Genomic DNA, 20,625 nt, shown 5'->3' with positions numbered 1-20,625 from the left:
TACATTTAAACGACTAAAGTGATAATGTCAATTGTTTACTACGTTTTTAGTACACAGTGCCTATTTCCGGGCAGCACAAAACGAGGCTGTATGTGTCATTTTTTTTCAGCCTCGCCCTGCTTCCCGCTGCACTACGATATCAACAGGATGATATCAATCGAAAGTTTCATAATATTCTTCTTCATACACTTCCATGCTGTACTTCAAATCTACGGCCTTCCACTCGCCATCTTGATACTCATAAGCGAATGTCAGATCACCCGCATATAAAGCCGCACCGTAAGATCCTGCTGCTGTTACGACAAGTTGGCCATCTTCTACACTGTAATAGGTTACTCCACCGAATCCCAACTCTTCGTTATATACGCCGCCACTCGTATCTACCTCGATCCGTAAAGGTTCTGCTTGAACGCCATCAACGGCGACATCAATATCTACGCGGTCTGATCTAACCGTAACTTTCGACTTCACATGCTGTTTCGTAATATCATCCAGAGATTGCATCTTCATCTCTTCCAGCGTTACCGGATTAATAATACGTACTTGTCCCAAATAAATGCCTGTTCCATGACCCTCCGTGTATAAAACAACGATCTCTTTCTCGCCGTCTCCATTCAGATCCAGCTCGTGCACTTCAGGTTTGTAAGACCCGCCTTCTCCCTGCCAATCCCTAAATTCTCGCGCTTTGCCGTTCACTTCCAAAATCATTCCGTTATATATATATCCTGAACCCTCAACTTTCATAGGGTATAATCTGACGTTCTCATTCTCTGGAGCTACCGAAACGTATTCCTCTTTCACGGGGATGGATTCCTGTGTTGCCTTCGCTGTGTCATGCAGTTTATCTATATTGGAAGCCTCGACCACTGCGGTCTGGCTGGATTGATCATCTATATTAAGCTGTTTTTGCGATTCATTCATGGTTCTGGCAGCCGAAGTTGTACTAATCGTAGCTACCGCCAAAATAATCATCAGCAGGATACCTGTCCAAGTTTTCAATATACTGGGCTCCTTTATCTGTTGTGATAATCCTATTATATCTTCATTTATCGCCTGCAAGTTGCGAATTTGTTAATCTTTCATAAAATAATCTTTACAAATTCCCTTTTTCACGAAAGAACGTTCGGCTTTAACCAGAATAAGCAAATTCTCTTGCCAAAACTGTTCTCCAAAAGCAAAAAAAATCCCGAACACAGCTTAAGGCTGCATTCGGAATGCTTTGGTTTTGTCCAATAACCGATCGGTTAATTGTCTCAGTTCTTCAGCCGAGGATGAAATCTCCTCCATGATGGCTGTCTCTTCGTGTGCGGCATCCATAATTCGTCTCGCCTCATCCGAGAACGATCCGGCTTTCGCCTGGATCTTCTTCACATGACCGTGCGTTTGCTCCACTCGACCAGTCTGTTCTGCAATCTTGGAACCGATATCATGCGCACCCTTCATAAATACTTCCACCGTGCCTGTCAATTCATGCAACGTCTGATCCACAGAGATGGTCCGCTCCGATTCATCAACCACGAGACCATGCTGCTCATGAGACAGTTGGGCTGTCTCCCTGATTCGCTGCTGCACACGACTAATCAGCTCATTAATACGGTGTACCGATTCCTTACTCTCATCAGCCAGCTTGCGGATCTGCTGCGCCACCACTGCAAAACCAGAACCTTCTTCGCCAGCTCGTGCAGCCTCAATGGAAGCATTCAGGGCAAGTAACCCTGTTTCCTCAGCAATGTTTTTGACGGACTGGGTAATTACCTCGATATCGGAGGCTTCCTTCTCCAGCAACAGCATAATGTCGCGAGAACGATTGTGCGACTCAGCCAGCTCGTCCATTCCTTTCATTAATGATGAGAAAGTCTGTTTTGTATGATCCACCGATCGTTCCATCTGACCGGACATCTCTGTCATGTCCATGGACTGGCTATGCATACGCTGGAAATCGTTCAGCATCTCATCCGCAGTGATCAGAGATTGATGGGAAGTGACCTTCTGCTCTTCTACGCCTACCGCAATATGATCCACTGCATTCGACATCATCTCGATCTGTTCGGCGGCCTGGGTAATTGCTTCACTCAGAGACTGTGCGTTCTGAGAGGTCGTTCTTGTACTGTCTGCAATATCATTTACAATACTTCGAAGGTTAGAAACCATTGCGCGAAAAGCATCATATAATACGGTAAGTTCATCCTGCGTGCGTCGCTGCGGAATTTCGGTTGTCAGATCCCCCGCTGAAACCTGCTGTGCAGCCCGGGACAGGTGAACGATTGGACGAGTCAGCCAGCGTGAGGCAAACCATCCCAGAATCCCGTTCCAGCATACTCCCATGATCAGGATAATCGATATGTATACCCAATTCGGAATATCTAACGTAATCCAGTCTTTGACAAAAAATATAAAAAAGCCGCTAGTTCCGTAGGTAATAATCGAAATCAGTACCAAGCCTGCGACAGTCTTTGCTCCTAAAGTCCATTTCATGTGCACACCCCGTAGTCCTTTTTTCCTATTTTACCAATCAAGTACCAAATTTCATGTGATATACATCACTGAGAACGTTCTATTTCCCCCATACTTGTCATTTATGCATGACTTCTCTACCATAAAGCGCATAATGTATAAGACAAGCTTGGTCACCCCTCCCTTTCTTAAAAATTGAATAATATTCCATTTATTATCCCTAATTTTATTTATTATCGGCACAAGAGGCCAAATGATTTAGATTGGCATCCATTTTGCTTAAATGATATACTGAGTGCGCTTCAGCAACGCTGGAGCGGAACTATTTTTATTGATGCCACTGGAGGCGAACGAGATGTCTACTATGTCCACACGGACGGAGAAAGATTTTATCGGTGAAAAAGAAATCCCGGCTTATGCTTATTACGGAATTCAGACGGTACGGGCCGTGGAAAACTTCCCGATTACCGGCGTTCCGGTACACCGGGAGCTGATCACGGCTCTGGCTGCGGTGAAGAAGGCAGCAGCGATTACCAACATGGAGTTGAAGATGCTGCCGAGCAAGATTGGCGATGTGATCGTCATGGCGGCTGAAGAAATGATGAAAGGTCATCATCTGGATCATTTTATTGTAGACTCCATTCAGGGCGGTGCAGGCACCTCCATGAATATGAATATGAACGAAATTTTGGCCAACCGCGGACTGGAACTGTTAACCAAAAGTAAGGGAGACTACTTCCATTGCAATCCCAATAATCATGTGAACATGTCCCAGTCCACCAATGATGTGGTACCTACAGCACTGCGCATTGCGGCGTACCGACTGTCGGAGACGTTACTCGCTACCATGAAAAGACTACAGGATGCGTTCCGTAAAAAAGAAGTGGAATTCAACGATGTGGTCAAGGTTGGCCGTACCCATCTTCAGGATGCCGTGCCTATTCGCCTTGGACAAGAATTCGGAGCTTATGCCCGTGTAATTGGACGGGATATTGAGCGTCTTGAATTCGCCAATCGCCGCTTGCTTACCATTAACATGGGTGCAACTGCGGTGGGTACAGGGCTCAATGCCAAACCCGAATATATCGTCAAGGTTACAGAGCACCTGTCTGATGTTACCGGACTTCCACTACAAACAGCTGAGGATCTCGTGGATGCAACGCAGAACACGGATGCCTATCTGGAACTTTCAGCGGCGCTGAAGGTATGTGCGGTTAGCCTTTCCAAAATCTGTAATGATATTCGCATGATGGCTTCAGGTCCGCGTGCAGGATTCAATGAACTGCGCCTGCCACCGCGTCAGCCAGGTTCGTCCATTATGCCGGGCAAAGTCAACCCTGTTATGGCGGAAGTCATTAACCAGGTATCCTTCCAGGTGATGGGGAATGATCATACGATCTGTATGGCGTGTGAAGCCGGTCAATTCGAGCTGAATGTCATGGGCCCAGTTATTGCGTTCAACTTGCTGCAATCACTGAAAATTATGAATAACGGCATCGATGTTTTCACGCGTTATGCAGTTGAAGAGATGGAAGCTAACCGTGAACGCTGCGAATTAATCATGAAGCAAAGTTTCAGTGTGGTTACGGCGTTGAACCCGCACTTAGGTTATAATGTGGCAGCTTCCATCGTGAAGGAAGCACTCAAGACTGGACTTTCCTTGCAAGAGATTATTTTGGAACGTGGACTGCTGACACCGGAAGAACTGGAAGAGATTCTTCATCCGGAACAGATGACTACACCAGGTATTGCTGGAGAACACTTCCTGCGTAATATGGAACGCTTGTAGAGAATCTGGAAATCCGATGCAGGGAATGCAGAAAACGCAATACAAATAACATCCCAAAGAACCCCCGCAGACCGTTCATCCGGTTTGCGGGGGTTCTTGCATTAGGAGATGATAAACGCCTGCTACTCCGTTAAGCCCACCGTTTACGCTCAAGGGAAGGCAGAATCTGAAGTTCCTCCCTGTACTTGGCAACCGTTCTACGGGAGATGACAATCCCCTCCTCGGCGAGCAGTGTAGCCAAATGACTATCCGAGTATGGACGCTGAGCCTGTTCCATGCGAATGATTTCTTTTAATCTGCGTTTCACCGCTGATGCTGATGTTTTATCCCCTGACGTTGTACGGATTCCCGAGGCAAAAAAAGCCCTGAGTTCATATACACCATGTGGGGTCTCAATGTATTTACCGTTCACCGCACGACTTACCGTTGATTCGTGCATGCCAATCTTCTCTGCAATAACAGCCAGATTAAGCGGTTTTAGCGCGGATGGGCCTTTGACCAAAAAGTGCTTTTGCTCTTCCATCACTGCCACCAGCACACGCACTAAAGTCCTGCGCCGCAATTGTACACTCCGAATAATAGCCCTCGCCTCTCCCACGCGGGTAGACCAGATTGCGTCAGGAGCCTCTTCCCTGATCCAGCGGAAGCACGCTTCATTCATCGATACACGAGGGTTACCTGCTGCATGCAGACTATAATGGACCTCACCGTTACGCAACCCCACAGTGGCGTCCGGAATAATGTAATGTGGTCGTTCCGTATATCCGATAGATCGGCAAGGCTTGGGGTCGAGACGTGTAATATAGTCATAGGCAGCCTGGGCTTCACGTGAAGTCATACCTAGTCGACTTCCTGTTCTACCTGGGTGAAAAGGAACCAGTGCTTCCACCCCCGCTTCCACCATGCGTTCAGCGTACAGAACAGCCGATAGATCACGCCTGATCTGGAGCAGCAGGCATTCCTGCAGATTTCGCGCCCCTACACCAGCAGGGTCCAGCGATTGGAGAAGCTCGAGTCCCACTGCAACCTTGCTCATCGGAAGCTCAAGCGCCGCTTGCACCTCTGACAGCTCAACCGTCAGATAACCATCATCATTGACGCACCCTGCCAAATATACTGCTATATTTTCCAATTCGTCTGGAATTATCATCACTCGAATTTGCGCAATCAGCAATTGTTCCAGTGTAGGTTCGGCACCTTTGGCCTGAAGCAGCGGATCGTAGGAATCATACCTGCGCTGATCCATTCGCCGCGGAATCGGGGCGAGGGGCGTAACTTGTTCTTCCAGTTCAAGTACTGGATTCTCCTCCGCCGCATCCAGCAAGTAACGAGTCAGATCCTGGCCAGACAAGGTTAGCAAATGAAAGGATTGTTTCATCTCCGGCGTGATGGACAGCCGAATACGTTGTTCCTGTACCAACTGAACACCTAACATCCGTTTCCCTCCTTATCCGTTGCAGGGATAATAGCATACTATTTAAACGATTGTAAGCAGATTTTAGTCGGATCATGGATCAGCTGTTTAGTATTTCTCCGATACCAGCTTTGCCTGTGTAAACAGCAGCAGATAGTCTCTTCCACCTGCCTTGGAATCCGTGCCTGACATGTTAAATCCGCCAAATGGATGCGTGCCCACCAGTGCTCCGGTGCATTTCCGGTTGAAATACAGATTACCCGCAAAGTACTCGCGTCTTGCCTGCTCCAGATGATCACGATTACGTGAGATCACCGCGCCGGTCAGGCCATAGTCTGTATTATTGGCGATATCCAATGCGTCCTGGAAAGATTCAGCTTTGATGAATGCAAGCACGGGTCCAAAAATTTCATCCTGAGCAATCCGTGCTTTTGGGTCCACATCTGCAATTATGGTTGGTTCAATGAAATAACCTTCAACGTTCCCTGTACCGCCACCGTGCACAAGACGCCCCTCACGCTTGCCGATTTCAATATATTCCGTGATCTTTGCATATGCCTTGTCATCGATAACCGGCCCAACCTGACTGCCAACTTCAAGTGGACTGTCCATCGTCAGTTTCTGTGTCCGTTCAATCACTTTTTGCAATACTTCATCATATACATCCTTATGAATAATGGCACGGGAACACGCCGAACATTTCTGTCCTGAGAAACCAAATGCCGAAGCGGTAATGGACTCTGCCGCGAGTTCCAGGTCACTGTCACTGTCTACTACGATAGAATCCTTGCCGCCCATCTCTGCAATAACCCGCTTGATCCACTTCTGACCTGGAGCTGTACGTGCTGCACGTTCATTAATTCGCAGCCCTACATCCCTGGAACCGGTGAAGCTGATAAATCGGGTGAGCGCATGATCCACAAGATAATCGCCCACCTCACTGCCTGGTCCTGGTAAAAAGTTCACCACGCCATCCGGCAGGCCAACTTCTGCGAGCACCTCCATAAACTTCGCGGCTATCACCGGAGTTGTGCTGGCGGGCTTTAATACCACCGTGTTGCCGGATACCAGTGCAGCAGAGGTCATACCTGCCATAATTGCCAGCGGGAAGTTCCAAGGTGGAATAACAATACCCACGCCCAGCGGTATATAACTCAGTTCGTTATCTTCCCCTGCAATCCGCACAAGGGGCTGCGGTTCACTCAGTCGCTGCATATCCCGTGCATAGAATTCCATAAAATCAATGGCTTCCGCGGTATCCGCATCGGCTTCTGGCCAAGTCTTGCCGGCTTCATAGACCATCCATGCAGAGAACTCATGCTTGCGACGGCGCATAATGGCAGCTGCTTTGTATAGATAACGAGCCCGTTCATTCGGGTCGGTATGTTTCCATGTGTGGAATGTCTCCGCCGCTGTCTGAATGGCCTTTTCGGCCAATTCCCGATCTGCCTGATGGATCGTTCCAACAACTTGATTCTTGGCTGCGGGGTTCACGGAAGTTAACGTGCGGCTGCTTGTTATTTTTTGCCCACCAATAATAATCGGGTATTCCTGCCCAAGTTCAGCTTCTACCTGACGAAGTGCGTCTTCAAATGCTTCCTGGTTCGCCTGGACTGCAAAGGGTGTGAATGGTTCGTTAACAAAAGGGATATTCATCAATGATTCCTCCTTCAGGATGTGGGATTCGCTGGCTGCTCGCCTGAATTATTATGCATGTTACTCATCACCAAATATATGTAGCAAAATCCGTGCCAACTCCGGTTGAAACTGAAATATTTTTCTCGTTAAATTCAACTACTGAAAATTCACACGGGCCACTCCGATGACAGAATAACCTTCCGATCGCTGTTATCCCCAGATTTTTTTGATTCCTTTTTATAGAGGGAAAATCCGGGGATAAAGGCGAGCGCTCCGCTTCTTCAGGTTCTTTCTGTCCTCTCCGTTTTGTGTAAATGTTTAGTTCAATTTAAATAGATAATTTTCATGAAAAATAGTAGACCATCGCCAAATCTGGCACGTTTCTTGCTTGAATTAAGGATGCACAATGCTGAAGGAGGAACAAAAATGAGTGTAGGAACGGAAATATATCGCAAAACCTTATTAACCGTGGCAGGCAACAAAGCTGTAGAGAACCTGTCCATTAGATATGGTAAGAAGCTAGCTGGCAAGTTTATCGCAGGAAACACCTTGGAAGAAGCTCTCGAAGAGATCCGCATACTCAATAATAAAGGCATTATGGCTACGCTTGATCACTTGGGCGAAGGCATCACCCGCCTGAGCGAAGCGGCATTATACAGGGATGAGTACGTACGACTGGTAGAAGGCATTGCACGTGAGAAAACAGACTCCAACGTCTCGCTGAAACCAACCCAGATGGGCCTCGCACTTGATCCGGAAGAGGGTTATCGAAATATCCGTACTGTTGCCGCACAAGCCAAATTGCATGATCTTTTTGTCCGAATTGATATGGAGGATAGTCCATTTACGCAAGCGACGCTGGATATTGTCCGAAGACTGCACTCGGAAGGACTGCATAATACGGGCACAGTATTGCAAGCCTATCTGCATCGTACCGAAGAAGATACACGCGATATGATTCGGGAAGGCATTCGGCTTCGGCTGGTTAAAGGTGCTTACAAAGAACCTGCATCAGTCGCCTATCAAAATACTTCTGAAGTCATTCATCAATTCAAAACGATGATTCGCAATCATCTCGATCAAGGTGTGTACACCGCGGTTGCTTCGCATGACGATCACATCATTAACTGGACCAAACAATACGCCAAGGATCGGGGAATTTCGCAGGATGCCTTTGAATTTCAGATGTTATACGGCCTACGCATGGGTGAACAGGAACGTCTCGCCAAAGAAGGTTATCGCATTCGCTGTTACGTACCTTATGGCACCATGTGGTATCCGTACTATACCCGCCGTTTGGCCGAAAAACCGGCTAATCTCTGGATGGTCGTTAAGAATATGTTCCGATAGTTATTTTCTAGCTGGATCAATATATAAATAAACAAAGACAGAATAAAACCATGTTGCCTCTTTCTTTCTGGGCACATGGTTTTTCTGTACGAACCCTTTACCAGAGCATCCAACTTTCCTTTTCTCCACTTCTTCTCTTGATGTCTAAAAAATTAGCATCCCCAATTTTAAATGTCTATTTTTCTGGACATACCCATTTATTAATCAAAATTACAAGCTCGAAAAGCCTTTTAACTGCTTAATTGTTGAATAAGAATAGAAGCATTAGCATTCGTCTGTGTTCCACCTGCCAGGGTTTGCAGATCAACAGCCGATGCACTGGAATGATTCCGCAATGTCAGCACATCACCGGGAGCAGCCGTAATAATGACCATGCCTGGATTCGGTTGAGTGCCAGCTCCTGAACCATAGATACTGCCACCTACAGGGGCTCCGTTTTGATAAAGGGTGAATTGGTTGGCCTGCACCCCGGCAACGTTGAAAAACACTGCATAATCTCCGGCATTACCAATACTAATTGCAGCGGTATTGGGCGTATGAGTAATGTTGGTAAGATTTGCGTTACTGTCGAAGGTTACCTCTGCTTCAATAGCTACAGTCTGAGTCGAAGTATTGAAGATGTAGGCATATGATGCCAAGCTTGCGGAACCTGTTGCTCCTGTAACTCCAGTGGCGCCGGTCGATCCGGTTACCCCAGTGGCACCTGTCGATCCCGTTACCCCGGTGGCACCTGTCGATCCTGTAACCCCAGTGACACCTGTCGATCCTGTAACCCCAGTGGCACCTGTCGATCCCGTTACTCCGGTGGCACCTGTCGATCCTGTTACCCCAATGGCACCTGTCGATCCTGTAACCCCCGTGGCACCTGTCGATCCCGTTACTCCGGTGGCACCGGTCGATCCTGTTACCCCAGTGACACCTGTCGATCCTGTTACCCCGGTGGCACCTGTCGATCCTGTTCCCCCGGTGGCACCTGTCGATCCTGTAACCCCAGTGGCACCCGTTGCTCCTGTAACTCCCGTGGCACCTGTCGATCCCGTTACTCCGGTGGCGCCGGTCGATCCTGTTCCCCCGATGCTGCCTGTTGCCCCTGTTCCCCCGATGCTGCCTGTTGCCCCTGTTCCCCCGGTGCTCCCGGTCGATCCTGTTCCCCCGGTGCTCCCGGTCGATCCTGTTCCCCCGATGCTGCCGGTCGATCCTGTTCCCCCGGTGCTCCCGGTCGATCCTGTTCCCCCGGTGCTCCCGGTCGATCCTGTTCCCCCGGTGGCACCTGTTGATCCCGTTACTCCCGTGGCACCTGTCGATCCTGTTCCCCCGGTGCTCCCTGTTGATCCCGTTACTCCCGTGGCACCTGTTGCACCCATAATCGCCTGATTCTCGCCCAGCAACTCTTGTGAAACCAATCGGTGAGCAGTTACCAGCTCACCCTCGGAATCCTTGCCCCAAACGGATATTTGCGCTTCCGGAGCAGCCGTGTCTGCGGTTGAGAATACATACTCAAATCCATCAAAATCGCCAACATAATCTTTGGTTATGACCTGATTAGGCAACACATTAAGCAATTCTTCTACATATAACGTCCTTACCCCATTGAGGTAATAGCCCAAAACAAGCACAGTGAACACATCTGCTGCATTTCGGTTATCGATTTTAACTGTAACGAATTGAGTGGGTCGGGTACCCGTTATTCCTGAAATATTATTCTCAATGGGTCCGGTTGATAGAATAGCCATATCTTCACTCTCCTTTGATTATTAGTCCTTCTTATAGCATTATTCAGAAGATTCTCAATGGTGTGGACAAATTGGGTGAAATATGTAAAATTACTCAAACTGCCCAGTAAATGAGATGAGATTAATGAATGTAAGGTTTAATAACTGGTACTGACTTGAAATTCTAATTCCTTACCATTTAGGACCGCACTATATATGCTTCATGTCAAAAAATATATACACGCTTCATTTAGAAAGCTATAATATAGATAACTATCTATCCTCAAAATTTTTCTTTTTACCTATAAATTGTAAGTTGTTTTTGGAACAGGTATAGTTCTGAACGTTATGCTCTAACTGAGGTGATATCGATGAAACATTTACTTCCAGAATTAATGTCTTTATTGCGAACAGATATGGGCACGCTTGATTCAAGTCTTTCCATGCCCACCATCACGTCATCGACATCTCTGGCAGATGCCATCCCCCTGTTCGATACATGTTCTTATCTGTTCATTCAGGATGATGGACCCCTATTGGGATATATCGCCGTATCCGATGTTTTGCATGCCATGATGCATGCGCATCGCCTAATAGAAGCTTATTTTGAGACTACACTGGAGACAGCAGGCTCAGCTCTGACATTAATTAATGAGGACGCCAAGGTGGCCTACTGGACAACTGGCGCGGAGCATGTCTTTTCGATCAGTAAAAAAGACATCATCGGACAACCCGCCGCGGACTTCTTTCCAACCGATCGGCTCCAGTCTCTCAAGACGCTATATACTGGCGAATCAGTCTATCGCAAACAGCATCAGCCCCGGCCCGACCTGTTCGCCCTGATTAATGCTCGTCCTGTCCAGCTGGATGGACATATTATGGGTGCAGTTGCTGCCGAAGTGGATATAACAACCGAAATACGATTACATCAGGAACTATTACATATGACCTCCAAAGTCCAGCATCTGGAGAAAGCCGTTGCTCGGCTACGTCCCGAATTAGATCCATTCGCCAGAATCAAGGGCAGCAGCTTGGTCATCAAGCAATGCATGGAGACCATTCGCAAGATCAGTACCACCTCAGCAACCGTACTTATTCTCGGGGAGAGCGGCACAGGCAAGGAGTTATTCGCCAAAGCCATTCATGATCTTCGTGAATTGCAGACTGCACCGTTCATCGCTATTAACTGTGGGGCAATCCCTGCTTCATTGTTTGAAAGTGAGTTATTCGGCTATGAGAAAGGTGCCTTCTCCGGAGCGGATCCCAAAGGCAAAAAGGGCAAGATTGAGCTTGCCGAAGGGGGGACTCTTTTTCTGGATGAGATCGGTGAGATGCCATTGGAATTGCAAGTGAAGCTGCTTCGGGTGTTGCAGGAGAAGAGTTACTTTCCTGTGGGGGGAACGCGTATGAAACAGGCCGACTGCCGGATTATCGCTGCGACCAATCAGAATCTGCTGCATATGATTGCCCGCAATCAATTCCGGGAAGATCTCTACTATCGGCTGAATGTCATTAACCTTGTCATCCCTCCTCTGCGTATGCGCAAGGAAGATATATATGAATTAACCCAGACGTTCCTCCAAGAATTCTCCTTGCTCTATAACCGTCATATTGAGTTGGTTCCACCTGAAGTGTTCAAGTTGCTGTTCCAATATGATTGGCCAGGCAATGTACGTGAATTACGAAATGTGATCGAACGCCTGACCATTCTGACAACAGATGGTGAGGTGAAGCAGGAATACCTGCCTGATACCCTCACCTCCCTCACCATGCAAGAACAGTCCGAAGTTCAACTGATATCCGGAATTCATTCACATGTCAACAACGAAAATCAGCAACGTCAGGATTCGGCGGGAGCAGAACAAAAACCTCGAACGGTTGCAAATGTGAACGAAATAGATACCTCGGATGATTCCGAACTTGTCTCCGGTGTTACCTACCAGCAAAAATTGGACACCTATGAGGCGCAACTTCTAATTCAATATCTGAAAGCAGCAGGTGGCAACAAACGAACACTCGCCAAGCAACTTGGCATCTCCAGGGCAACGCTCTATAATCGCATGAAGAGGCTTGGTCTATGACCAGCCTCTTCTTGTCGTTATTATCGGTATGATGAACGAATAGAATTCTACAAAATCCGTGCCAAGCGAGTCAGCGCTGTTCTGAGATGGCGATAGAATGTCGCCCGACTCATGGAACACGTCTGAGCTGCGGCAGTTGGATTGCCAGCATGCGTCCAGTAGGCCGCGTATAACAGCATCTGATCCTGTGGAGATAGACCTTGCACTTTGCCTCCCAACACATCCATGACATACAGCTGTAACTGGATTCCATCCTTTACTCCTGTAACCCTGCCAGCATATTCATGCAATTCTCCCGGAGAACGAAGGAATCCCAACATCTTGCGAACATCCTGTTCATTCCAGATTACACCATTCACTTCCGTTGTTTCCGGCGGTATACGATTCTCTGTTGATTCCGGATCAAGCAGAGACATGACCCACTCTCCGAATTGCCCACTACGCAAATCCAAATCAAGGATGTCCGCCCGGTCCTCGAATCTATCACAGACACGGGTGCGGGTTCTTCGCATCTGGAATCCAATACTTTGCAAAAATAGTTTCAGGTGAGGATTCGTTGCAACGAGCATCGCTCGCGCACCATCACCAAGCAGAGACAGCCGGTCCAGTGCCATGTATCCTACCAGTTCTTCTCGTGTATAACCAGGCATATCATCTCTTGCCGCCGCCAGCAAAGCAAAGTGTGTATCACTCTGATCCGGGTCATTTTGGAGCTCTTGTGGTGTGAAGCATTCCTGCATCTCATTCGGAAAATATTTTAATAGCAACTCACTACTCTCCCTATGTACAAGGATGGTAATGAACATGGCAATTGTCTCCCCAAGCTTGTCACGCATTAATACGATTCCTTCGGGATAACGTTGTGCCAATTCATCCAGGAAGGGGCCATAGGATACAGCCTGCCATGGTTCCACGCTGTACTCGCACCATTGCTGTAACAAGCTGTGCAGAGCGGGCAGATCCTCTTTTGTCATCGTTTCAAGAGGCGAGAACAAGGAATCACGAGACACGTCTGCGTACTTGCGGTATTGAAGCATCGATTCCTGACAGAGCAGCAGCATCTTCCTGGCAATTTGGCGACGCACATGAGACCCTGCCTGTTCATGCAGCGGTTTCAGCAACTTCGCAATCCTGATACGCATCGTCTGCAACCGATGTGGCTCACGTTGGCGAAAATCTCGTAGTAGATGTACCCTGGCCATATCATGCAGGGCAAGACCATCCGGGCCCGAACGGATAAACGACATCTGTCTCAGCATGTGGTACTCTTCTTTTGTCACGGTCATATCCAGTACGGATGATAACAACTCCTGATTGGCTGTCTCAAGCAATGTGAGTACCTCCACCATGGGGTGCAGGCGAGGTGTAGTAAGTTCCAATAATAATCGAGCACTGATCATATGCGACAGTTCAGCCCATTCGGACTGCGGAAGATTCCTCCTCTGATCTGCAGCTTCTACAGCAAGGGCCAGACCCAGTGGATGCCCGTCGGTCATTCTCGTAATGGTGCCTGCCATGCCCTGATTCAAAAAACCTGCCACTGTGATGTACTCCGTAATTTCATCGACTGTAAAATGTTGAAGCCGCATCTGTACAAAACGCTGATGCAGTCGGGGATGTGTCCGCCAGGCAGAAGCGAGTTCCGGGCGTGATGCAAGAATGACCAATATCCCTCTCAATGGAAGTTTGGAAACAAAGACTTCCATGAACCAGCTTTCTAACAGAGCGAGCTCTTCATAATTATCCACGGCCAGGACCAATCTCTTCTCAATTGAAGTCTCCTTCAGTAGACTCAGTGGTCGTGGATTCCCTTCACTATCCAGTGTTTCCAGCCCTAATGTAGAGGAGAGATAATCCATAAATACGGATGGTGTTGCACCGCATGATCGGCCATCCATCCATATGGCTGTCGCACCTCGATCCCGAGATACGGATAACATCTCTGATAGCAAGGAAGATTTACCGATGCCCCCCATGCCTGTAATTGAGAATATGGTTAATGGGGCTTCCGGATGATTGAACCACCGCTCCAGTGTCGTCAGTTCCTCGGCTCGACCGACGAAACGTTTCCCATCCTCAACATATTTGTCGCATTGTGCCTCACTACTGCTGTTTCCCATATATGTCCTCCGTACTAGATACTGGTACTTTTAATATACAATATATCCTCTCAAAAATGAGACTATATTGAGACGCGCAATGGCATGAGAAGTGATAGAATCTTGTTAAAAGCCAATTTAATGGAAAAATTTCAAAACAGCGGACATGGAAACGTTTAACAACGTATACATACGCCGTCACACAATTTCTTAAGACAATGGATCATTCCGCCGATCAAGCACAACCAACATGTACAATAGCATTTACCGATCTCGAATTCATGCTTCCCTTTCATACCCTACTACCAGCCCGATATTCCAGGAAAGGCGGATTTGTGTGAGAATAAACCTCGATATCTGTAATCTGAGCGGACAACTTGGAATCAATCCCAAACGACTTAATGAATGGCTGCACCAAAGTGGCATTTCAATGGCGACCAATGAAGTGGAACCGGAACGACGCCCTGACCGGTCTTCACCCCCGTATCGGCTGGCTGCTCCTTCTTCATTATCATTGGCACCATCCTCCGGTCAAACGAAGCTTTATCGGGGCCGACGCTCCACTCCCACCCTGCAACGCCTGCCTGCTTCATTACAACATACCCGGCGGATTAGTAAAAACTGCTAGACTGTGCTCAAGGTTGTGTAAGATCGATGCACAGTCTGTCTTGCATTCCTTTCACCTCATCAAGAGGATTGCCACTATCCATTCTCAATCATCGCGTGTGCGAGCAGCGCCATCTCCAGACAGATTCTTCTCCCTTGATCCATGTAACCTGGCCCCATCAGTTCTTCCAGCTTCTCCAGTCTGTTGTACAACGTTTGCCGATGAATAAATAACTGGGCGGCTGCATCCCGTTTGGAACCAAAGTTCTGCAGGTAAGCATCCAACGTCTCTACCAATCGCAGGTGATGCGTTTGGTCATGTTCTATCAACATACCCAGGTGATCCTGGACAAAGGGTTGCAGGAAGGAGTGGGGTAACGCCTTTAACATTTGATATATACCCATACGTTCGTAAAAGTGAACATGTTCCATCGAATCTACCGATCTCGAAACTTCGATCACCTGATAGGCCTCCTGAAGGCTCTCCGGCAGGCTGGTCAAACGGCTGCGTAACTTGCCAAACCCCACATGAATCATAACCTGCTTCAAGTTACGACTGGCAAACCGTTTCACGTCCTGGGCAATCCCTTCCAGCAATCGCAGCAGTTGATGACGTGCAGCAGCCGTTACCGCTTCCTTCGCACAGCACAGATATACCTGGTTGTTCTTCAGCATAATCAGGCTAGGCAGATTGTTCTTCTTGAGCAGGGAACGCAGCAGGACAAGAACATCCTGATGATTCGCTTCCATTCGCTCCCGACCTGTACCCTTCAATCGATGCTCAATCTCGATGACCCCTCCTGCAAACCAGTACTGTCCCTTCACCAGCAAACGAAGCCCCATTCGAGTCTGAGCCTGTTCCTCCTGATGGATGTTGCCATTCATCAGATCCTGGATCAGTTCATTCTGATTTCGGACCATCTTCTCTTCAAGAAACTGGGAACGAAGCGTGAGCGCTGCCGCCGCCTTCGCCGTATAATCGAGCAGCAGCTTGAGATATTCCACTGGAGCCGCGGGATGCACAATCATGCTTACAGCGGAGAACACCTGGCCGAAACAGACGACCGGTTGACACAGCAGAGCCTTCTCTTCGTCCATGTGGAACCATAATTCGGTATCTGAATCATTCAAATCCAGCTGTTCTACCTCCTGCTCATACCAGGTATAGATGGCCTGTTCCATCTCCGGAACAAGTTCGGGCACAAAACTGCCCGGCTCCATGGACGAAATGTACACCACCGGTTTGGCAGCGTATTCATGCAACAGGTTCAGCACAGCAGACATGTCCGTACTCTGTAATGTACGCTGCTGAAGCTGGCGGGAGTAGGCTTCCAGACTTTTCAGCAGTTGGTGCTGATGATTAATGAGCAGAGAGTGAATATCCTGTGTGATCTCGACAAAACGGACCGGTTGCTCAAATACGATCAGCGGAAACTGGTGTCTATCCGCCAGTTCAATCAGTTCTTCCGGGATTCCGTATATGCTGGTACCAAACTCCACACATAGCCCCGCTGCCTCACTGCCAATGAGCTGAAGCAGATACTCTTCGCGCCCTTCTTCCGATTGAAGCCACAGTCCAGTGGATAAAATAAGATCATGGGGGCTTACAAATGGAGATACATTTGTAATCTCCAATACATGAACCCAGCCAACCTGACGGTTCACTCCATCCTTCCCTGCCGCTAGTCGTGCTCGGCCAAATACCGGACGTGCAAGGATATCTTTGATCGTAAACACACGGTCATTTTGCAATGGCGATCCCTCTTCGTGTTATTTTTTCTTACATTATAATCCATGGACAAATGTCCTGAACAGTCTTTTTCGACAATATGTTGAGTTTAATTCCTAAAGATTAGACATGAAGTAAGGTGCAAAACGATTATCCAAGTCATAAACTTGTAGTATAAGCTAACAACCAATAAATGGACGAGGTGCATGGTGATGAGAATCGGAATTCCCAAAGAAATTAAAAACAATGAGAATCGTGTAGCAATGACTCCGGCCGGGGCTGCTGATTTCATCAGAGCCGGTCACCAGGTGATGATTGAACAAGGCGCAGGGATTGGTAGCGGATTCACGGATCATGAATATCAAGCTGCAGGCGCCGAGATTCGGATTGATGCCAAGTCAGTGTGGACCGAAGCCGATATGATCATCAAGGTGAAAGAACCACTTGCCAGTGAATATGGATATTTTCGTCCGGGAATGATTCTGTTCACCTACCTGCACCTCGCAGCGGAACCGGAGCTTGCCAAAGCCCTTATTAAAAGTCGGGTAACAGCTATTGCGTATGAGACGTTGGAGGTCAACAGTACCCTCCCCCTGCTAACCCCTATGAGTGAAGTTGCAGGCCGCATGGCCTCCCAGATCGGAGCACAGCTACTGGAGAAAACGGAAGGTGGCAAGGGCATTCTGTTGTCCGGTGTACCAGGCGTTAGTCGGGGGAAAGTGGTCATTATTGGTGGTGGAACGGTGGGAACAAATGCAGCCAAAATTGCTATTGGTCTTGGCGCCGATGTGACCATCCTTGATCTGAATCTGAATCGTCTGCGTCAGTTGGATGATATCTTCGGCAATCAGATCCACACGCTGGTATCCAGCCCGTCCAACATCGCAACAGCTGTTGCGGCGGCAGATCTGTTGATCTGTGCGGTGCTGATTCCGGGCGCCAAGGCGCCAACGCTTGTCAGCGAGCAGGTGGTGAAGACCATGGCACCGGGTTCGGTCATTGTGGATGTGGCGATTGATCAGGGCGGGATCGTTGAGACCATTGATCATATCACAACCCACGATGAACCGACCTATGTGAAACATGGCGTCGTGCATTACGCGGTGGCGAATATGCCGGGCGCCGTGCCGCGTACGTCCACGGTGGCGCTAACCAACGCCACCATGCCTTATGCGCTGCAGCTGGCCAACCACGGTGCAGCCGCCGCGATTCGCGGCAGTTCGGCCATTCGGAGCGCGGTTAACGCGCTGAATGGACATATCACGTATGAGGCAGTTGCCCGGGATCTCGGGCATGCCTATGTTCCTGCGGGTCAGGCGCTGGAGAATACCGCCGCTGTCCAGTGATCTTGATATGATCGTTCCACCCGGCGCCTTGTCGCCAAGCCTGTGGAACGTAATAGAAGCGCAAGTCGGGCAAATGACTTTCCCGGCCCTGCGCTTCTTGATTTTTTTCACATAAGAAATAGCTTGTTAGTTGGTATAAGGCCTCTAGGTTCCTCCGGTTTTGGCACTTCAGACTGCTCGCTCACTGCATACTTCGCGGAAGTTGCAATCCCGGCAGGACCGGTGCGATGGCATTGCTGTGAAGTAGGTGACGTCCTTTGGACGGTTATAGTACTCATCCTCCACACAGGATCGCATCTCCTCGATATAACGACCCACGTTCTCCTCCACCTTTCGGATATCCTCTTCTGTGGCTGTAAACTCTCGGTGTTTTCCGGTTAACAGATACTCCACTCGCAGCTCAATCTGCTCCAGGGGAACCCGGTAGTGCTCTCTCACATAGGATGCGTACAGCATTAGCTGATCGGAGAAGTCATCTTCCTTACCCGTCTTCCAGTCCACAATGACAATATTGCCGTTACTGCGCCGATACAGTAAATCCATCTTCACATACACGCGTGTATCGTGCAGCATCATGGTATCCCATTTCTCGATCTCCAGAATGTCCGTACTTGCCCGGGACAAGTCCTCCCACGTAAGCGTCTGGTACAAGTTACTGACACAGGCCGAAGCCCGCTCCTTGATCGTGGCAATCCGGTCATCCAACGTATCATCCCCGTAATAAATCTCAGACAGCATCGTGCGATTCTTGGGGTTCAGCCGCCACTGATCCGCGTCCATGGATTCCACATACGCCTGATTCAGCAGCTTGCGTATCGTCTGTTCCAGAAAGTGTTCACGTGGTTTATCTTTGCCCTCTTCCCTGCTTCGTACCGCCGACTCACACATCCGATGCGCGAGGTCCCCGAAGACAAGATACAGATTGCTGAGCTGCTTCAGACGGTACAGACGAACCTGCATCTCATCAGCAGAGTCTGTCTTCCAGCCGTTATGGGCACCGTAATAATGATAATAATATTTGCGCAGGCACTCATCGAACATACTCGCCCGCGACTGCGAATAAGACCACTGCGGGTATTGTGCCATAAGAACTTCTGCCTTTCTGTGTGCCGGATCTGCATGAGATCCCTTAATGCTCACAGTATAAAGCCCGGGCAACCTTGCCGCAAGCGCGCTTCCGTTATTTTCTTCTGACGCAACCGTTTCCGATTCGATCCGTATCGTTTATATAGTAACATCACCAAAAGATGAAATTGCGGAGCAGAACGCATAATATACTTAATAGAGGGCAGCGAATCCATGATGTTAGTACGGGTCTTACGGGTCCAGCGCTGGCCCGGCGCTAACGAATCACACACACCTTATCACGTGGATCACGAGGTTTTACGGAATCTAACGAACTCCAGACACGCTAATTAGTCTTATTTCGGTTGTAGAACGTGTTTACTGCAAGCAAATGAGTCAATAGCGTGTCTCTGATCCGTTATATTTTCAGATCTGCCGATTTACGTGAAATAAGACTTACTCGGTTCGTTAGAAAATGATTATATGAAAAAAATTGTACAGGCATATCCTAAAAGGAGGCACCACCCATGAATCGACCGGATTGGTTCCAGGCGGAAGAAGCATTACAACAGATCCAAGTCATCGGAAGCGACCGGAATGAGCTCGTAAACATCATCGGCGATGTAGGAGGATTGAATTGCATTGGCACAGGTACGGATGCGGCTGTATTTACGTATGACGGCTTGCCGCAGTATGCCTTCAAGATGTACTCGGATCATGCCTTGGACAAACTCGAAAATGAAAAACAGGTATACGAACAGCTCAAAGGCCTGCCATACTTCCCTACTTATTACGGCAGCGGCCGGAATGTGCTCGTGATCAGTTTTGAACCCGGGGATACGCTGCTGGAATGTTTGGAAAAGGGAATTCCCGTCCCCGAGCAGGTGATGCTCGATGTGGATGCAGCGCGAGAAGCCGTTCGCAGCCGCGGGTTGAACCCTCGTGACATTCATCTAAAAAATGTAATTCTTCAGGATGGACGCGGGAAAGTGATTGACGTATCCGAGTATATTCAGGATGGCAATGACAATCGCTGGGAGCATCTTGTCTGGGCTTATCACAACATCTATCCGCGAATCAAAGGTACGCCCATATCTCCACGCATGCTGCAAACGATCAAATGGGGATACAATCAGTTCGATCATGCCAACGTCAAAATGGACGACCTCGCCAAGAAAGCCAATCGTCTGTTCTCCAGGTTTATGAAATGAACACGTTATACACATAGATGATTGTCTTGATATTATTGAATCAAAACTACCCGGATAAAAGCCTTCAAGAGGCCTTTATCTGGGTTATTCTTTGTATACGGGCGTATCGTATGATTATGGTTACGGTAATC

14 protein-coding genes are annotated in these 20,625 nt (G+C 48.4%); 6 read left to right on the top strand and 8 right to left on the bottom strand.

The features are described from left to right. Positions 1-153: 153 nt before the first annotated feature. Positions 154-999 (bottom strand): hypothetical protein, encoded by an 846-nt coding sequence (locus J7E78_RS16475; protein WP_215077313.1) that lies wholly within the window; start codon positions 997-999, stop codon positions 154-156. A gap of 198 nt (positions 1,000-1,197) precedes the next feature. Further along, a complete protein-coding gene (locus tag J7E78_RS16470; protein ID WP_215077312.1) occupies positions 1,198-2,475 on the bottom strand; it encodes a methyl-accepting chemotaxis protein in 1,278 nt (425 codons plus the stop codon). Positions 2,476-2,809: 334 nt separating this feature from the next. Here J7E78_RS16470 and J7E78_RS16465 point away from each other — a divergent pair, with 334 nt between their 5' ends. Continuing rightward, a complete protein-coding gene (locus J7E78_RS16465) occupies positions 2,810-4,243 on the top strand; it encodes an aspartate ammonia-lyase (RefSeq protein WP_017690253.1) in 1,434 nt (477 codons plus the stop codon). 130 nt (positions 4,244-4,373) lie between these two features. On the opposite strand, the gene rpoN is transcribed toward J7E78_RS16465, so the two are convergent. Both rpoN and pruA read right to left on the bottom strand, forming a co-directional pair. Further along, a complete protein-coding gene (gene rpoN, locus J7E78_RS16460) occupies positions 4,374-5,678 on the bottom strand; it encodes an RNA polymerase factor sigma-54 (RefSeq protein ID WP_215077311.1) in 1,305 nt (434 codons plus the stop codon). Positions 5,679-5,765: 87 nt separating this feature from the next. Next, positions 5,766-7,313: an L-glutamate gamma-semialdehyde dehydrogenase gene (gene pruA / locus J7E78_RS16455; protein WP_215077310.1), complete on the bottom strand. Its 1,548-nt coding sequence runs from the start codon at positions 7,311-7,313 to the stop codon at positions 5,766-5,768. A 408-nt stretch (positions 7,314-7,721) separates the two neighbouring features. On the opposite strand from pruA, the gene J7E78_RS16450 reads away from it, so the two are divergent. Next, complete coding sequence (locus tag J7E78_RS16450; RefSeq protein ID WP_215077309.1) at positions 7,722-8,645, top strand: proline dehydrogenase family protein; 924 nt, start codon at positions 7,722-7,724, stop codon at positions 8,643-8,645. A gap of 230 nt (positions 8,646-8,875) precedes the next feature. On the opposite strand, the gene J7E78_RS30190 is transcribed toward J7E78_RS16450, so the two are convergent. Then, complete coding sequence (locus J7E78_RS30190; RefSeq protein ID WP_215077308.1) at positions 8,876-10,378, bottom strand: collagen-like protein; 1,503 nt, start codon at positions 10,376-10,378, stop codon at positions 8,876-8,878. Positions 10,379-10,728: 350 nt separating this feature from the next. On the opposite strand from J7E78_RS30190, the gene J7E78_RS16440 reads away from it, so the two are divergent. After that, positions 10,729-12,438 carry a sigma-54 interaction domain-containing protein gene (locus J7E78_RS16440; RefSeq protein WP_215077307.1) on the top strand — a complete coding sequence of 570 codons (1,710 nt, stop codon included), beginning with the start codon at positions 10,729-10,731 and terminating at the stop codon, positions 12,436-12,438. Positions 12,439-12,485: 47 nt separating this feature from the next. On the opposite strand, the gene J7E78_RS16435 is transcribed toward J7E78_RS16440, so the two are convergent. Beyond that, positions 12,486-14,558, bottom strand: coding sequence for an nSTAND1 domain-containing NTPase (locus J7E78_RS16435; RefSeq protein ID WP_215077306.1), 2,073 nt, complete (start codon positions 14,556-14,558; stop codon positions 12,486-12,488). A 316-nt stretch (positions 14,559-14,874) separates the two neighbouring features. On the opposite strand from J7E78_RS16435, the gene J7E78_RS16430 reads away from it, so the two are divergent. Next, positions 14,875-15,165, top strand: a complete 291-nt coding sequence (locus J7E78_RS16430) for a hypothetical protein (RefSeq protein ID WP_215077305.1) — start codon at positions 14,875-14,877, stop codon at positions 15,163-15,165. Between the two features lie 74 nt (positions 15,166-15,239). Here the strand turns inward: J7E78_RS16430 and J7E78_RS16425 are convergent, their stop codons facing one another. Next, positions 15,240-16,895 (bottom strand): PucR family transcriptional regulator, encoded by a 1,656-nt coding sequence (locus tag J7E78_RS16425; protein ID WP_215077304.1) that lies wholly within the window; start codon positions 16,893-16,895, stop codon positions 15,240-15,242. A 189-nt stretch (positions 16,896-17,084) separates the two neighbouring features. Here J7E78_RS16425 and ald point away from each other — a divergent pair, with 189 nt between their 5' ends. Further along, entirely contained in the window at positions 17,085-18,218 is a 1,134-nt protein-coding gene (gene ald, locus J7E78_RS16420; protein WP_215077303.1) for an alanine dehydrogenase, read from the top strand. A gap of 168 nt (positions 18,219-18,386) precedes the next feature. On the opposite strand, the gene J7E78_RS16415 is transcribed toward ald, so the two are convergent. Next, positions 18,387-19,304, bottom strand: coding sequence for a PD-(D/E)XK nuclease family protein (locus tag J7E78_RS16415; RefSeq protein WP_215077302.1), 918 nt, complete (start codon positions 19,302-19,304; stop codon positions 18,387-18,389). A gap of 506 nt (positions 19,305-19,810) precedes the next feature. Between J7E78_RS16415 and J7E78_RS16410 the strand changes: the two genes are divergently transcribed. Further along, complete coding sequence (locus J7E78_RS16410) at positions 19,811-20,494, top strand: serine/threonine protein kinase (protein WP_215077301.1); 684 nt, start codon at positions 19,811-19,813, stop codon at positions 20,492-20,494. The last annotated feature ends 131 nt before the right edge of the window (positions 20,495-20,625 follow it).

It is taken from the genome of Paenibacillus polymyxa, from assembly GCF_018614975.1.
Lineage (GTDB): Bacteria > Bacillota > Bacilli > Paenibacillales > Paenibacillaceae > Paenibacillus > Paenibacillus polymyxa_E.
Note: the sequence above shows the minus strand (reverse complement) of the source record. Positions and strands in the feature narration are given on the sequence as shown.

Coding starts and splice junctions, on each gene's coding strand:
- J7E78_RS16470 (WP_215077312.1), bottom strand. CDS start 2,475: ATGAAATGGACTTTAGGAGCAAAGACTGTCGCAGGCTTGGTACTGATT.
- J7E78_RS16465 (WP_017690253.1), top strand. CDS start 2,810: ATGTCTACTATGTCCACACGGACGGAGAAAGATTTTATCGGTGAAAAA.
- rpoN (WP_215077311.1), bottom strand. CDS start 5,678: ATGTTAGGTGTTCAGTTGGTACAGGAACAACGTATTCGGCTGTCCATC.
- pruA (WP_215077310.1), bottom strand. CDS start 7,313: ATGAATATCCCTTTTGTTAACGAACCATTCACACCCTTTGCAGTCCAG.
- J7E78_RS16450 (WP_215077309.1), top strand. CDS start 7,722: ATGAGTGTAGGAACGGAAATATATCGCAAAACCTTATTAACCGTGGCA.
- J7E78_RS30190 (WP_215077308.1), bottom strand. CDS start 10,378: ATGGCTATTCTATCAACCGGACCCATTGAGAATAATATTTCAGGAATA.
- J7E78_RS16440 (WP_215077307.1), top strand. CDS start 10,729: ATGAAACATTTACTTCCAGAATTAATGTCTTTATTGCGAACAGATATG.
- J7E78_RS16435 (WP_215077306.1), bottom strand. CDS start 14,558: ATGGGAAACAGCAGTAGTGAGGCACAATGCGACAAATATGTTGAGGAT.
- ald (WP_215077303.1), top strand. CDS start 17,085: ATGAGAATCGGAATTCCCAAAGAAATTAAAAACAATGAGAATCGTGTA.
- J7E78_RS16415 (WP_215077302.1), bottom strand. CDS start 19,304: ATGGCACAATACCCGCAGTGGTCTTATTCGCAGTCGCGGGCGAGTATG.
- J7E78_RS16410 (WP_215077301.1), top strand. CDS start 19,811: ATGAATCGACCGGATTGGTTCCAGGCGGAAGAAGCATTACAACAGATC.